Here is a 15,956-nt window from a genome sequence, read left to right as displayed (position 1 = left end):
ATCAAAACCTTACCTGATAAGGATAAGTCTCATATACTGTATTATCTTCATTAATTGAAAAACCCTTTGCAGCATCTGTTTTTGCCGATTCAATTAGCGCTTTAACTTCCTCTCTTTGCTTTCCTTGCTTAAGCCAGCAAATGGCTTTATAAAATTTCGCGTCCGAAAATTCCGGATAGATTTTTAAAGCTTTATCAAAAATGACAATCGCTTCATCCCATTTTTTAAGTTCATACTTAGCAATTCCTTGATAGAAATATGCCGTTGGATGTTCTAATTGCTGTCTGTTTTTATAAATATCATTTACATAATCGTCAAAAAGTTGCTCTGCTTTTGCATAATCGTTCAGCTGCAGATAGCAAAGCCCCATATAAAAACTATAGGTATGATCCATTCTATATCCGTTTCCATAAAGTTTAATGCATTCTTCTAAATCTGTGATAGCGTCTTTGTAATTTTTTGAGAAAATACATTTCATAAAACCTCTATAAGGCAGCCACTCTTTCTTGTCGTATAAAACAGCTTTATCGAGATACTGCATTCCGACTTCGTACTTTTTGCATTTAAAATAAGGCATTGCTTTTTGCTGCCATAAATAAGCAACAGTGCTGTCTTTTTTGAGACCCTGATCCAGACAAGACTGCCACTCGCTCATTTCAATATTATAATTATGCTTCTCTGCACAATTGGTCAAAAACTCTTCGACTATTGCATCATGTGCTTTGTTTGTAGAAACTTGCCCAAAAGATAAAAGAGTAAAAAAGAAGCTAAATCCTAAAGTAATATTTTTCAAAGGTTATTATTTTGTGTTAAATTTATTTGAAAGAAAAATCACTCTAAATAACGCTTTTATAAATGGTATTTTAGGACACTTTAAAATAACTTTAACATCCTCAAAAAATGTAGTTTCCTCATCCAGAAATTTAAAAATCAAAGCGGGATTTCCTTTTTTAAACATTGATGAAAAAATAGAACTTCCCAATTCGTTATGGCGATGCAGAATATCTAAAAGCAATAAATCATAAAACCAAAATCTGTTTTTTTTATGAAATTTTGACATCTTGAGCGATTCCGAAGTTTGTGAAGAAGAATTTTTATTAACCAAAAATGCCACCAGTTCAGAAGATTTTTTATCTGAATTTCTAAAGGTATAGCCAGTACTTGCCTTTGTCCATCCGCCGGCAGTGCCAATATTCAGCACGCGTTTGGTGTTTTTTTTCCAAAAAGGGAAACAAGTCATCGGAATACTTCCCTGCTCCTTTTCTATAATTTCATATTGATCAGCTCCAACATTTCTCAAATAGATTTGAATCTCATTTTCGTATTCTTCTTTAGAAAGAAGATTTTCAGAAAACAATGTATATTCCACCAAAGCTTCGGTTTTAGAAATAGGCAAAACATACATAAAACGCGTATTTCCTCTTTGCTCCACCGAAAAATCCATAAAAGTTGCTTGTTCCGGATTGAAGATTTCAGTTTCGCTTTTTATAAACCAACCTGTAAAATGCTGTTGTAAAACTGGATATGTAGTTTGACTTTCGGCGAAAGCATTTGTATAAATACTATTGAATAAATAATCGCAAGTATATCGATTGTCCTCGGTTCCAACAAAAACATGGGTTTCGAGTTCGTTGATATCGGTTACTTTTTCGTTTAAAAAAGTAATATTTTGATGTTTCGAAAGTTCATCAAAAATAAAATTATAAAAGTCTAATCCCCGAATTTGATTGTAGTGATAAGGTTTAAGTACTAAATCACGCTTGAAATTTTCATTGGCAAATAAAGCCGAATCCCATTTTTTTGAAATAACGGATTTCCATAACGTTTCCTCTTTTGCCCAAAAACACCAGGTTCTGTCATTGGTCTTTTTTGCATCTTCATCTAATAACAAAATAGATTGACCAGAGAATTTTCCGAACAATGCCATTTTGTAAACGGTCATCAAAGCAGATAAACCTGTTCCGGTAAAAATATAATTGAAGTGTGGGATTTGTGAAGAAGCCATTTTCAAAAATAAGAAATTTTATTCTTTCAATTTTTCTAAAAGCACTTTAAAATCCTTTGGGTTAAGATAACTATTGTATTGTAAGATAATCTCTCGTTTTTCATTCAAAACACACAAAACCGGATATACAATCTGGTTGTTCATGGTTCCTAATTGCAAAGCCAGTTCATGAACGCCAACATTATTTCCTGATGGTTTGTATTTAAAAGTTTGATTATTAAAAGTAATATCTCGTTTTTCCTCGGCATTAAAATCCACAAAATAAAAATCAGAATTTAGTTTTTGGATAATATCCTGATTTTTGAAAGTCGTATTTTTCATTCTTTGGCAAAACTGACACCAATCGGTATGAATGAAAACGATTATTTTTCTCTTTTGAATTTGCTGCAAACTGTCTACTTCCACAAAAGATCTGGTTTTAAGTTGACAGAATCCAATTGAAGTTACTCCGAAGAAGATTATAAGTAAAATTAGCTTTTTCATTTGTTTTTGTTTTTTTTGCCACAGATTGCTCAGATTAAAAGGATTTTTTTGCCACGAATTACACTAATTTTCTCGAATTTAATTCGCGATAATTAATAGTGTCAATTTTACTTTTTTTATTGCATAGATTATAAAGTCAATAGTATAATAATAAAAATCAGTGTAAATCCGTTTGATCAGCGTTATCTGTGTGCCATTTTACCTCAAAGTATATCGCAACCCAAAAAAACCTCGAATTGTCTGGTTTTGACCGTAAACATAAGTGGTATCAAAAGTCAAACCGTACGGATTATCCGGTGTAACCATCACTTTTCCGGCAGCATCGTATTGCACGTTTTTATCGAAAGGATCATTGGTTCTTGAAATCAAAAACGGATTATTTCGCTTTGGTGTAAAGTTCAATAGATTTTTTACTCCGCCATACAATTCAAAATTCTTCCATCCAAAATACGTAAACTGAATATTCTGAATACTATACCAAGGCGAGTTGGGATCCCTAGGATCTAAATCGCTCAACAAAGGCAATTTCATTGGGCTGTAAAGATTTCCGGTGTAATCCAGTGACAAATTCCACGGTTCTATTTTATAAGAAATGCTCCAGGTTCCGGTAAATTTTTCGGTTAAAAAAGGTCTTTCCGAAATTCCGTCCTGAACATTTTTATTATCTAAAACCGTCGCTCCCAGAATGAATTTTAATCCGTTGGTGAAATTCAAATCAACATTGGTACTAATTCCCTGACTTATCGCATAACCATCAATATTATCGTAAATGATTTTGTTGGGATCTGTTTCGTAATCTGAAATGATTTTATTGCTGAAACGGGTATAAAAAGCCGTCGTTTCAATTCCCATAAAAGTTCCATTTCCGAAATTGATTTTCTGAATATAATTCAAATTTACGTTTACAGATTTCTCAGGTTTTAAGTCATTCTGAATCACAACATCCCGCGAACCTGTCAAAGCAGCGTGATCTTCTGTAAATAAATTCACAACCCTAAATCCGGTTCCTGCGTTTAATCGAAAAATCGTGTTTTCATTTGCTTTGAACCGATACGCAAATCTTGGTGTAAAAATCGAACCGTGAATCGAATTATAATCGTAACGCGCGCCTAACAACACCTGACTTTTTGATGAAAACGTTATTTCATCCTGAACAAATATTCCAGGCAACCAGGTACTTTCGGCCTCCTTTGTGGCCGGAGTATTATCATCATAATACGAATATCGAGTAGCAATTCCTGCAAGTAAATCATTGCTTCCTATTTTTTTATCCCAAGTCAGCTGTAAAAAACCAATTTTCTGATTGGCGATATAAGAGGTTGTTCCGTAACGGCTGTCCTGATAATGCACGTTTCCAGAGAACGAAAGCATCAGTTTTTCTTCAAATGGCAATTGATAACTTCCTATCAATTCTGCCCTTTTGGTATAAATACTTTCACCGTAAATTTCGTCACCACCACGATATTTTTTATCCCAACGCACATCTCCACCCCAACGATCTTCGTACATTCCGCGTGCTGCAATTGTAAATAAACGATTATTCTCTCTTTGAAAATTCCACTTATTAAAAACCGAAATTCTTTGCGAAAGCGTCACATCTGTAAATCCGTCTTTGTCTTTATCGACAACCTGATTGTAATCGAAATAATTGATGCCTAAAAGTGTCGAGGCCTTTTTGGTTGGATTGAATTTCATCCCCAAATCGACATTGGTTTCTAAATAGGAAGTCGTAAAAACATCTGCCGAAAACAAAGGTGCATTCGTTGGATTTTTAGTAATAATGTTGATTAATCCTCCCACAGCTTCACTTCCGTAAAGAGAAGATGCCGGACCTTTTACAATTTCAATTCTTTCGACCAAAGAATTAGGAATACCGGACAGGCCATAAACTGTCGAAAGACTGCTCACGATTGGCATTCCGTCAATTAAAACCAAAGTATAAGGGCCTTCCAGTCCATTAATATGAATATCGCCCGTATTACAAACACCACAATTAAGCTGTGGCCGAACTCCGTTGATGTTTTGAAGTGCTTCGTAAATACTTGGAGTGGGATTCTTTTTGAAGAAAACAGGAGAATACACCTCAACAGGAACGGCACTTTCTAATCGTTTAACGGCTTTTAAAGTTCCGGAAACTACGACTTCATTCAGCTGGTTTTCATTATCGGTTAATTCAAAATCATAAGATTGAAAGGAATCTTTAATAACTTCTATTTTCTTCTTTATAGTTTGAAAACCTACTTGAGAAACCTGAAGGGTATAATTGCCAACCGCAACATTTTCTAATGTATAATATCCTAGACTATCTGTGATTGTTTTATGTTTTGTTCCCGTTAAATGAACATTCACCAACTGTAATTTATGGCCTTCGCCCGAAATATATCCAGAAATAGTAGAAGTTTCTTGTGCGAACGAAATCTGCAAACTAAACAAAAGCAATATCAAAAATAGTTTTTTCATCATTATAAAATTAAATTTAGACAAAACTAAAAATTATATTTCATAAATAACGATTTTAAATTTAGAAATTTATAACTTTTATCATGTCAATATGTTATATTTTACTAAAGCGAAACTATAGACTACTATTATTTAATTTTTTAAATCTCGCAAAGCCGCAAAGCCGCAAAGTATTTTATTTTACGTTTTTAAATTAAACTTGCGCCTTCACGGCTTTGCGAGAGATTTTCGATGCATCAATTAAAATCCTCTTCGATAAGATCTTTATTAATTACCGCGCCCGCAAAGGAACCTGTAGAAACTGCAATCGCCACAGATCGCATTTGTGTAGTGCAATCGCCGCTTGCGTATACGCCTTCCACATTTGTTTTTTGCATAAAATCAACTTTTAGCAAACCTTGTTCATTAATTTCACAACCTAAATCTTGTGGCAAATGACAATGCTGTTCAAAAGGCGGTCTCGCATAAATGGCTTTCACGGCAACTTTTTCATGATTTTTAAAAATGATGTTATTAATAGATCCGTTTGTATGTTCGAAAGAGTCTATTTCTTCTTCAAAAATTGATACACCGTACTTTTTAAGGATTTTAGTTTGTTCCAAAGTCAAAGTCGACTTTCCGTTGGTGCACAATCGCAGGTCTTTTGTCCAGTTCGAAATGAGTTTTGCATAATCAAATCCCATTTCGCCATTGGCAATAATGGCTGTCTTTTCATTTTTAACTTCATAGCCATGACAATAGGGACAATGCAAAACCGAAATCCCCCAACATTCATCAAAACCTTTAATTTCAGGAAATATATCTTTAACTCCAGTTGCAAATAAAATTTTTCTGGCAGTAAAAAATTTTCCGGACTGGGTTTCTATTTCAAATCCGGATTCTGTTTTAATGACATTGATGGCAAGTCCGTTATAAAATTCTACTGTATTGTAAAATTCTACCTGCGTTTTGGCTTTCGCCGAAATTACGGCGGGTTTTTCACCATCTTGTGTTATAAAGTTATGCGAATGTGGTGTTTGTCTGTTGCAGGGCAAACCACTATCAATAACCAAAACCTGACGTAAAGAACGCCCCAAACTCATTGCTGCAGAAAGTCCGCTATAGCTGCCGCCGATAATGATAACATCGTATTTATTATTTTCGATCATAATTATATATTTAATGATTACTATTTTTATGCATTTTATAATTTAATAGATGCCCGATGATCATTCCGATACCTCCAATAAAAATCAGATCGAGATGAATATCAAGAAAAAGTTCCGTTAAAACACTAATCCAGATTAACGCCATCGAAATAATCAGGATAGCAGATATCAAAAGACTGGATTTTTTAATAATTTTGAGAATTGCAAACAATCCTATTGTTGCAAAAAGCAAATCAATAATTGGGTTATGACTTAAGCCTAATGGCAAAATGGTTAAAAGCGGAAAAACCAGACAATGAACCAAACAAATGGTTGCACTTGAAATTCCTAAAATATCGTAAAAAGGTGTGGTAGATTTCTTCATTTTCAGTACATTTGCTTAATGCAATTTTGTTGCAAATATATCAATTAATTTCAATTGCAACAATGTTGCGATAATATTTTTAATTCCATAAAAATGAAAACAACAAGAAATACAGCAGCAAAGACAGCCGTTTTAGAGATTTTTGGCAAATCGAAAACCGCACTATCTCATGCAGAAATTCAAAAACAAACAGGAGATTTATGCGATCGAGTTACTATTTACAGAATCTTAGAGCGATTGGTTAATGACGACATTATACATAAAATTGTGAATCTTGACGGAACCGTAAAATATGCAAAATGTCATCATCACGCTCAACGCGTACACATTCATAATCATGCCCATTTTAGCTGCGAAAAGTGCCTGGAAATAACATGTCTTGAAAATGTAAAACCTAGCTATATCATTCCGCACAATTATAAAGTGAATGATATAAACTTTACATTGTCAGGATTATGCCCAAATTGTTTAAATTCTAACAACTAATATTTAGACTTGTCTAAAAATATTGTTGCGAGAATGTAATTTTTCTATATATTTGTTCAAACAACATTTTTACAATGGGTAAATCTTTAGAAGAAGTTCACCAATCGGTCGCAACACAACATAAAAAAACAGGTTTCAGAAAAATATTAGCCTTTTTAGGCCCGGCATATTTAGTAAGTGTAGGATATATGGATCCTGGAAACTGGGCAACAGATATTGCCGGAGGTAGTCAGTTTGGATATTCTTTACTTTGGGTTTTATTAATGAGTAACCTGATGGCTTTGCTGTTGCAGAGCTTAAGTGCCCGACTCGGAATTGTAACACAACGCGATTTAGCTCAGGCTTCGAGAGAAACCTATTCAAAATTCATCAACTACATTTTGTACTTTTTGGCCGAAATTGCCATTGCGGCATGTGATCTTGCCGAAGTATTAGGAATGGCAATTGGTATTAATTTACTTTTTGATATTCCGCTGATCGAAGGTGTTTTGATCACCGTGTTAGATACATTCTTATTGCTTTTCTTAATCAATAAGGGAATCCGAAAAATGGAAGCTTTTATTATTGTATTGGTCGCTATTATTGGTTTCTCTTTCATTTTCGAAATGATCTTCGCAGAACCGGAACTTGATAAAGTATTTTACGGACTTATTCCGTCAATGCCTAATTCTGCTGCTTTGTATATCGCTATCGGGATCATTGGTGCAACGGTAATGCCTCACAACTTATATTTACATTCTTCTTTGGTGCAAACCCGAAAATTCGACCGAACTCCGGCCGGAATTAAACAGGCTTTGAAATACAATCTTATCGATTCGACAATCGCTTTGAACCTCGCTTTCTTTGTAAATGCTGCCATTTTAATTTTGGCTGCAGCCACATTTTACAAAAACGGAATGTTTGAAGTTGCCGAAATTCAGGATGCGCATCAGTTTCTTGAACCGTTGTTGGGAACAAAATGGGCGCCTATTTTATTTGCCGTCGCCTTAATTGCCGCAGGACAAAGTTCGACCGTAACCGGAACTTTAGCCGGACAAATTGTAATGGAAGGGTATTTGAATTTAAGGATTCAGCCTTGGGTTCGACGTATAATCACCCGCTTAATAGCTATTGTTCCGGCCGTAGTCGTGATTTTAATTTATGGAGATGGCGTAACCGGAAAATTACTAATTCTGAGCCAGGTCATTTTGAGTTTACAATTAGGATTTGCGATTATTCCGTTGATCCACTTTGTGAGTGACAAATCTAAAATGAAAGGTTTCCATATTTCAAGAACCACACAAATTGCTGCCTGGATTATTGCTTTGATTATCGTTTCGCTAAATGCAAAATTGGTTTACGACGAAATTACTTCATGGCTAGACAATTCAAGTCATCCACTTATTCTTTGGTTTACCGTGGTTCCGCTTGCTTTTGCCTTCCTTGCTTTGTTATTGTATATCATCGCAAAACCTTTTATCGCAAGAGCAAAATCGAATATCGAGAATCATTCGCCTCATCATTTAAAGTTGGTTTACACACCAAAAGAAAGTTACGGCAAGAAAAACATAGCCATTTCTGTCGATTTTTCGAAAGCCGATGAAGCTGCACTGAACAATGCCTTTGAATTGGGCGGAATCGACGCGCAATACACCTTAATTCATATTGTAGAAACAGTTGGTGCCTTAATGTACGGACAACATGTAGACGATCACGAAACTACCATAGACGAAAAATTGTTATTAGAATATAAAGAGATGCTTTCGCAGAAGGGCTTCAGGATCGCAACAGAACTTGGTTTTGGAAAACCTAACACCGTGATTCCGAAGATTATTAATGCAGGAAGTTTTGATATTTTAGTCATGGGAACCCACGGCCACACTGGATTAAAAGATATTTTATTTGGTACAACCGTAGACAAATTGAGACATAAAATTTCAATACCTTTGTTGATTGTTAAATAAAGCTTCTGGGATACTAAGTTGCTAAGTTTCTAAGATTTTTTCTTAAAGAATCTTAACTTAGAAACTTAGTATCTCAAAAACTTAGAAACTTAGAAAAAAAATGACTTTCTCAGAAGAAAATTATCTAAAATCGATATATCATCTTACTACTTCTAACGATGCAGAAGTAAGCACGAACGCTATTGCGGAAATGATGGAGACTAAAGCTTCATCGGTTACGGATATGCTTAAAAAGCTTTCTGAGAAAGATTTAGTAAATTATAAAAAATACCAGGGTGTTTCTTTGACCGAAAATGGAAAACTCGCCGCTAAAATGATTGTTCGAAAACATCGTTTATGGGAAGTGTTTTTGGTTGAAAAATTGAATTTCTCCTGGGATGAAGTGCATGATATTGCAGAACAACTGGAACACATCAAATCTGAACAATTGATTAATCGTTTGGATGATTTTCTTGGAAATCCTACCGAAGATCCACACGGCGATCCAATTCCGGACGCGAACGGAAGAATCGTTAAAATCGAAAAACACTTGCTTTCTGAATTAACAGAGAATCAAACGGGAGTTTGTGTGGGTGTAAAAGATACTTCATCTGAATTTTTGAAATATCTCGACAAACAAGGAATTGCTTTGGGTTCGCAGATTGAACTTTTATCTAAAGAATCTTTTGATTTATCTGTTAAGATTAAAATCGATGGTCGTGAATTGTCTATTTCGAATAAAATTGCTTCTAATTTGTTTGTGAAGCTGGTTTAGGGTAGTTATTCCGCAGAGATTCGCGAAGGTTTTTCACAGAGGAACGCGAAGGACTGATTTTTTTCGTTTGTCAGACTGAGCGAAGTCGAAGTCTCGCAAAGTGATTCAGCGAACCGGGCTTCGACTTCGCTCAGCCTGACAAACTGAATGCTATAGCTTCAATATTAGTAAAACCTAAACAATCCCCTTTTCTATCATTTCTAACATCACAGGCGAAGCATTTTTAAACGTTGGTTCTTGTTCGATAATACTTCCTGCATTTTTCTTGTTTACTTTAAAAGTCACATCATTATCTGTGGTAAATAACAAAGCGGTCAAAAACGGATTTTTGATGTAAGTTCCCAAAACCAATAAAGCCTCGTCTAAAGTATGAGTACTTTCGATTTCTTCGGTTTTATAACGGGTTGTTAAGGCGATCGAATAGGTATTGTCTTCGTTTATCGCCAAACGGAAATAGATATTTTTAATCTCGGTATCACCGATAGTTTTTGCCAGCGTTAGTTTGGCAAAAGTTCCGGCTTTGATGCTTTCTTTGACATGTTCACAAAAAAGAGCAAATATTGGTTCGTACATTTTTTTAAGGTTCTAAGGTTCTGAAATGCTAAGTAACTGAGTTTTTAATTACGTTGAGCCGCTTTGTGTTGTTTTACCACAGAGTTGCACAAAGATTTCGCAAAGTTACACAAAGCTTTGTATTAAACTTTTTCTTTGTGACTCTCTGTGAAATCTTTGTGCAACTCTGTGGTACAATTTTATTTTCCTGTAAATTCAGCTTTGCGTTTTTCTAAAAATGCTGTTGTTCCTTCTTTAAAATCCTGAGTTCCAAAACACTTTCCGAATGACTTTATTTCAGTTTCAAAACCATCTTTACCGTCTTTATAATTGGCGTTAATAGCTTTTATGGCTTTATTGATGGCAAATGGAGCATTTTTTATGATTTTTTGGGCTATTGTTTTGGTAAAAATCAAAAGTTCAGCTTGTGGCACTACATGATTTACTAAACCGTATTGTTTGGCTTCTTCGGCAGAAATCATGGCTGCCGTCATGATCATTTCCATTGCGCGTCCCTTGCCTACTAATTGTGGCAAACGCTGTGTTCCTCCGTAACCTGGAATCAAGCCTAAAGTTACTTCAGGCAATCCCATTTTTGCGTTATCCGAAGCTACTCTAAAATGGCACGCCATTGCTAATTCTAATCCGCCACCAAGAGCAAAACCGTTTACGGCAGCAATTACTGGTTTCTTTAAGTTTTCGATAAAATCAAAAAGTGATTCTTGTCCTTCGGAGGCTAATTGGGCTCCTTCAACAATAGTATAATTGGCAAATTCTGAGATATCAGCTCCTGCAACAAATGCTTTTTCGCCAAATCCTGTCAGTATAATGACACGAACGTCATCGTTTTTGCCTAATAATTTAATGGCTTTACTCAAGTCGCTGATAGTAGCTTTGTTTAAAGCATTTAACTTTGTAGGTCTATTAATGGTTACGGTTGCAATTTTGTCTTCAATCGAGATTAAAAGATTTTCGTAGTTCATGACGGTGAGTTTATGAGTTTGTAATAGGTAGAGAAACTCTAAATGTGGTTCCTTTTCCGTATGTTGATTCAAAGGTAATTGTTCCTTTGTAATTTTCGATAATGTTTTTTATAATTCCGAGGCCAAGTCCCATTCCGCTTGTTTTGGTGGTAAATTTTGGTTCGAAAATCCTGCTGGTGTCTTGTTTTTGAATTCCAACTCCGTTGTCTTTTACGGCGATTTCAACATTATTGTTTCTGCGTTTTACAGTTACAACAATCGATTTATGAAACTGACTTTCCGGAATAGCCTGCGTTGCATTTTTAACGAGATTCGTAATAACGCGAATCAATTGCGTACGATCCATTTTTGAGATGATTTCTTCTTCTTCGCTTTCGAAAACAATATAATCTTCGTTAAAAATATCCAGGGCCAATTCAACAACCTCAACCACATTTAAGGTTTCGTTTTGCTGTGCCGGCATCGAGGCAAAGTTCGAAAATGCCGAAGCCACCGCCGTCATGGTATCTATTTGCTGAATTAAAGTTTCAGAATAATCGTTTAATTTTTGTTTTACATCCGGCGCTGTCGGGTCAAACTTGCGTTGAAAACTCTGCACCGTCAAACGCATCGGCGTAAGCGGATTCTTGATTTCGTGTGCGACTTGTTTGGCCATTTCGCGCCAGGCTTCTTCGCGCTCGCTTTGGGCTAGTTTTATGGCACTGGTTTCCAATTTATCGACCATTCCATTATACGCCTTTATAAGGAAATTAACCTCTTTACTATTCGCTTCTAAAACAATTTTCTCATTTTTCTGATCCAGATTGGTTTCTTCTAAACGATCTGAAATGGTTTTCAATGATTTTGTGATATAAGTAGAAAGGAAATAGGCCAATGCAAAAGCCACAACTAGCATAAACGAGTAAACCTGACTTAAACGAATCAGGAAAGTATTCAATTCGTTGTCATAATAGCCGTCGTCTTCCAGATACGGAAGATTCAAAATTCCAAGCGGTTTGAATTTTTCGTCTTTGATTAAACTGTAAGAAGATCGGTTTTTGACTCCGTCTATGGTTTTGATATCTACAAAACGCTTTTCGATAGAAGAACGCACCAGTTTTAGGATATATTCCGGAATTGGCGGCGCTACTTTATCTACCGCAAAGGATTCTTTTGAAGATTTTAATAATTTCCCCCCAAGGCTGTAAATATTGATTTCGATTTTGTGAATTTGGGCCAGTTCGTGAATTTTATCTTTGAAAATAAGATCCAGATTCCCTGTTTTTAAAGGATATGTTGTCGTAGAAAGTACATAATTGATATGCTCTTTTACAGCATTTTCTTTGCGCTCAAGACGTTCCTGATGGTACTCTTTGGCTTCATTCTTAAACTGAATAATAGAAATGGAAGCCAATAAAAAAGATGCTACAACTATCAATACAATCATCGAAAGGAAAATCCTGACACGCAATGAAAGCATCGACATTTTGAAGTTATTCAGCATATTTTTTAGTATTCAGTCTCAGTATTCAGTCTCAGTCTCAGCATAAAACTGAAAACTGAGACTGTGACTGAAAACTATTTTCTCTCTCGTATTCTTTTGTAAAATCGGAAACCCAGCATTATTAAAACTGAAAATAAAATGATTCCAATTACACCGAAAATCCAGTTGATGGCACTTTTTAAAATTACTAAAAAAACCACTGCAAAAAGTATTATCGTTGCGCCTTCATTCCATAAACGCATAAAATTGTTGGAATATTTTACCTCATTATTTTGTAATTGCCTGAAAATCTGATGGCATTTTAAATGATATAAATATAATAAGAACACAAAAACCAATTTAACGTGCATCCAAGGCATTTTAAGCCAGCCTTGTCCTAAGTCTGTAAAAAACAACATCCAAAACGCAAAAATACTCGCCAAAATTGCTGATGGCCAAGTAATAATATACCATAAACGGTACGTCATTATTTTGTATTGCGCTTGTAAAATCTCTTTTTCAGGAGAAGGTTTTTCATTGGCTTCGATTTGGTAAACAAACAAACGCACAATATAAAACAAACCCGCAAACCAGGTTATTACAAAAATAAGATGCAATGATTTTAAGTAGTTATAGTATTCCATGCTTTTTGTTTCAAGTTTGAAGTTTCAAGTTTTTTTTAAAGTTGATTTTCACTCAACAATCTTTTTTCTTTACTCTTTACTCTATTTTCTATTTAGCCCATTCGTTAATCCAATTTCCAACAGTTTCACACCATTCATCATCGTCATTCAAACACGGAATTGCCAAGAATTTCTCTCCTCCGTTTTTTTCAAAATCTTCTTTGGCACGCATGGCGATTTCCTCAAGAGTTTCTAAACAATCAGATACGAAAGCAGGTGTTACAACTGCAAGATTCCTGATTCCTTTACCTGGCATTTTATCGATTTCAACATCGGTATAAGGCTCTAACCATTTATCTCCCGCCAAACGCGACTGAAAAGTCAGGCTGTACTTATCTTCAGGAAGTCCTAATAATTTCACGACTTGTTTTGTGGTTTCATAACATTGATGACGGTAACAGAAATCGTGTGCCGGCGAAGGTGTATTACAGCAAGAACCATCAATTTTACAATGTGATTTGGTTACATCGGTTTTACGAATATGACGTTCCGGGATTCCGTGGTACGAGAATAATAAATGATCATAATCAAAACCTACTAAATGTTTCTGAATCGAATCGGCTAAATTCTTGATGTAGTCCGGTTTGTTATAAAACGCAGGAACATCTGTAAAAGTCATTTGTGGAAATTTCTTTTTACGAATTTCTTCTGCTTTTACTAAAATAGTCAAAGTCGAAGCCATTGCATATTGCGGATACAAAGGGAAAAGCAACACTTCGGTAACGCCTTTATCGTGCAGTTCCTGAAGTCCTTTTTCGATTGTCATACTTCCGTAACGCATAGAAAGTGCCACCGGAACATTTACCAGAGGTTGTACTTTTTTCTGCATTCTTTCTGAAAGTACTACCAAAGGAGAACCTTCTTCCCACCAGATTTTTTTGTACGCATGAGCTGATTCTTCCGGTCTTTTTCTTAAAATAATTCCACGAACTAACAAAGCTCTTAATAAATACGGAACATCAATCACGTATTTATCCATTAAAAATTCGTCTAAATACGGTTTTACATCTTTTGGTTCCGGACTTTCTGGAGATCCTAAGTTTACTAATAATACGCCTTTCATTTATTCTTTGCTTTAGGCTTTAAGCGCTAGGCTTTAAGCATTTAATTTGTTTTTAAAAATTTCGTCAAAAGTATTCTTTGTTCTTTTTTAGAAATATGATAATTATTATTTTTTATTTATTGTTGAATATCTAAAATTGATTTGTTAGAAATTTTCATGCAGAAATTCTGTTCTTATAAATTCAATAGATTGTTTATAATAATCGTTATTATCCCAGTCTCCAATTTCAATTTGAGTTTTCCAATTATTTAAACAGATCACTTCACAATCAGGTTCTAATTGAATAGAGAAGAGAATATTTCCGTCATTATAAATCGCATAACTATCTTCAAGTTGAGCACCAAAAACATATTTTTCAGTACTTTTTGTTGCTTTGTAGTATTTTAAATATTTGAAAACTTGAGGCAATTCCTTTTTAATTAGATTATAAATATCTTTACCAAATCGATTATAACGCATTAATACTTCGTCAAATTTTTCTTCTACGTATTCTTGGTGATCACCTAATATTTCAGTTTCCATTATTATTGACACTTTTAAATAATTGATTTACACATTCGTATTAATTGACATCAAATACTTCTTTGGAGTTGTAGCAAATTTCTTTTTGAAAGCCGCTATAAAGTGACTTCCTGTGCTGTATCCAATTTTCAATCCAACTTCGTTTACATTATAAGATCCGCTGTCGAGAAGTTTGCGGGCGAAATCCATTTTGTAATCAAACAGGAAACCATAAACCGTGTCGCCGTAAATTTGTTTGAAACCCATTTTGAGTTTCTTCAAATTCAAACCAATTTCGTCTGCTAATTCCTGTAATCCTGGAGGTTCGGCCATATTGGCTATGATAATTTCTTTGGCTTTTCGGATTTTTAGAACGTTATCTTCATCAATCAAAAACGGACATTGTTCTGCGTTTGGATCTTCTGTTCTGTTGAAATACAAACTCAACAATTCGTATCCTTTTCCTTTATAATAAAGATTTTTTATGGATGGATGTAAGTTATAATGAAATAGCTGACTCAAAACTATCGCCATCGACGGACTTATATTTCCTTCGTTATAATATTTTTTGTCCTTATTATCAGGACTTAAAAAAGTAATATAATCTGCTTCCGCAGAAAACAAAGCGTGAAATTTCTTGATGGATACAATAACAGAAATGACCCATGAATTTGGAGCGAGTTCTAAATTCAGCGGTAATTCTTTCTGTGGATTGTACAAAAGCAATGATTTTTCTTCTTTTAAATCTAAAGCATAACTGCCCTGATTGAACAAGAATTTAGCATTCCCTTTTATCCCGAAATGAAACTGTATCAGGCCACTACCCACTTCGTGTTGTCCGAAAAAGGGCTCTGAACTGTCATTTTGAAAACGAATAAGCGTAAAGTCGTCTTCAATTTTAATAATTTCCTGAGAACTCATAGCGATATTTTTTTAGTACAAAAATCAAGATAATTACAATTTCTTATTTAGAATCACTCTAAACAAATCATTTCTAATCAATTGATTTTGCTACAAAAATACTTCTTTTTGCATAAAAACAGCCGTTTAGAAACAAAAAATCACGCAG

At 34.7% G+C, this 15,956-nt stretch carries 16 protein-coding genes; 3 read left to right on the top strand and 13 right to left on the bottom strand.

The window, feature by feature from the left end:
* Position 1: 1 nt before the first annotated feature.
* The 6 genes from FLP_RS23305 to FLP_RS23280 form a co-directional block, all read right to left on the bottom strand.
* Positions 2-793, bottom strand: coding sequence for a tetratricopeptide repeat protein (locus FLP_RS23305; RefSeq protein ID WP_065451874.1), 792 nt, complete (start codon positions 791-793; stop codon positions 2-4).
* 6 nt (positions 794-799) lie between these two features.
* Complete coding sequence (locus FLP_RS23300) at positions 800-2,005, bottom strand: lycopene cyclase family protein (RefSeq protein ID WP_065451873.1); 1,206 nt, start codon at positions 2,003-2,005, stop codon at positions 800-802.
* 18 nt (positions 2,006-2,023) lie between these two features.
* On the bottom strand, positions 2,024-2,488 hold the full coding sequence (locus FLP_RS23295) for a thioredoxin family protein (protein WP_065451872.1): 465 nt from the start codon (positions 2,486-2,488) through the stop codon (positions 2,024-2,026).
* Positions 2,489-2,686: 198 nt separating this feature from the next.
* Complete coding sequence (locus FLP_RS23290) at positions 2,687-4,948, bottom strand: TonB-dependent receptor (protein ID WP_065452022.1); 2,262 nt, start codon at positions 4,946-4,948, stop codon at positions 2,687-2,689.
* Between the two features lie 236 nt (positions 4,949-5,184).
* Positions 5,185-6,096 (bottom strand): NAD(P)/FAD-dependent oxidoreductase, encoded by a 912-nt coding sequence (locus FLP_RS23285; protein WP_065451871.1) that lies wholly within the window; start codon positions 6,094-6,096, stop codon positions 5,185-5,187.
* Positions 6,097-6,106: 10 nt separating this feature from the next.
* Entirely contained in the window at positions 6,107-6,460 is a 354-nt protein-coding gene (locus tag FLP_RS23280; RefSeq protein WP_065451870.1) for a MerC family mercury resistance protein, read from the bottom strand.
* 93 nt (positions 6,461-6,553) lie between these two features.
* Between FLP_RS23280 and FLP_RS23275 the strand changes: the two genes are divergently transcribed.
* The 3 genes from FLP_RS23275 to FLP_RS23265 all read left to right on the top strand — a co-directional run bounded on the left by FLP_RS23275 (position 6,554) and on the right by FLP_RS23265 (position 9,643).
* The gene (locus FLP_RS23275; RefSeq protein WP_065451869.1) at positions 6,554-6,946 is read left to right on the top strand and encodes a Fur family transcriptional regulator; all 393 of its coding nucleotides are present in this window, start codon (positions 6,554-6,556) and stop codon (positions 6,944-6,946) included.
* A gap of 74 nt (positions 6,947-7,020) precedes the next feature.
* Positions 7,021-8,889, top strand: coding sequence for an Nramp family divalent metal transporter (locus FLP_RS23270; RefSeq protein WP_065451868.1), 1,869 nt, complete (start codon positions 7,021-7,023; stop codon positions 8,887-8,889).
* Between the two features lie 100 nt (positions 8,890-8,989).
* On the top strand, positions 8,990-9,643 hold the full coding sequence (locus FLP_RS23265) for a metal-dependent transcriptional regulator (RefSeq protein WP_065451867.1): 654 nt from the start codon (positions 8,990-8,992) through the stop codon (positions 9,641-9,643).
* Positions 9,644-9,817: 174 nt separating this feature from the next.
* Here FLP_RS23265 and FLP_RS23260 read toward each other — a convergent pair whose 3' ends face one another.
* The 7 genes from FLP_RS23260 to FLP_RS23230 form a co-directional block, all read right to left on the bottom strand.
* Positions 9,818-10,216 (bottom strand): hypothetical protein, encoded by a 399-nt coding sequence (locus FLP_RS23260; protein WP_065451866.1) that lies wholly within the window; start codon positions 10,214-10,216, stop codon positions 9,818-9,820.
* Between the two features lie 179 nt (positions 10,217-10,395).
* Positions 10,396-11,178 carry an enoyl-CoA hydratase/isomerase family protein gene (locus FLP_RS23255; protein WP_065451865.1) on the bottom strand — a complete coding sequence of 261 codons (783 nt, stop codon included), beginning with the start codon at positions 11,176-11,178 and terminating at the stop codon, positions 10,396-10,398.
* A 10-nt stretch (positions 11,179-11,188) separates the two neighbouring features.
* Positions 11,189-12,604, bottom strand: coding sequence for an ATP-binding protein (locus FLP_RS23250; protein ID WP_078006672.1), 1,416 nt, complete (start codon positions 12,602-12,604; stop codon positions 11,189-11,191).
* 131 nt (positions 12,605-12,735) lie between these two features.
* Entirely contained in the window at positions 12,736-13,284 is a 549-nt protein-coding gene (locus FLP_RS23245; protein ID WP_065451863.1) for a CopD family protein, read from the bottom strand.
* A gap of 88 nt (positions 13,285-13,372) precedes the next feature.
* Positions 13,373-14,386: a ferrochelatase gene (gene hemH / locus FLP_RS23240; protein WP_065451862.1), complete on the bottom strand. Its 1,014-nt coding sequence runs from the start codon at positions 14,384-14,386 to the stop codon at positions 13,373-13,375.
* A gap of 144 nt (positions 14,387-14,530) precedes the next feature.
* Positions 14,531-14,908 (bottom strand): hypothetical protein, encoded by a 378-nt coding sequence (locus FLP_RS23235; RefSeq protein WP_065451861.1) that lies wholly within the window; start codon positions 14,906-14,908, stop codon positions 14,531-14,533.
* Between the two features lie 27 nt (positions 14,909-14,935).
* Positions 14,936-15,808, bottom strand: coding sequence for a helix-turn-helix domain-containing protein (locus FLP_RS23230; protein WP_056247889.1), 873 nt, complete (start codon positions 15,806-15,808; stop codon positions 14,936-14,938).
* Between the last annotated feature and the right edge of the window lie 148 nt (positions 15,809-15,956).

This window comes from Flavobacterium piscis, from assembly GCF_001686925.1.
GTDB lineage: Bacteria > Bacteroidota > Bacteroidia > Flavobacteriales > Flavobacteriaceae > Flavobacterium > Flavobacterium piscis.
Note: the sequence above shows the minus strand (reverse complement) of the source record. Positions and strands in the feature narration are given on the sequence as shown.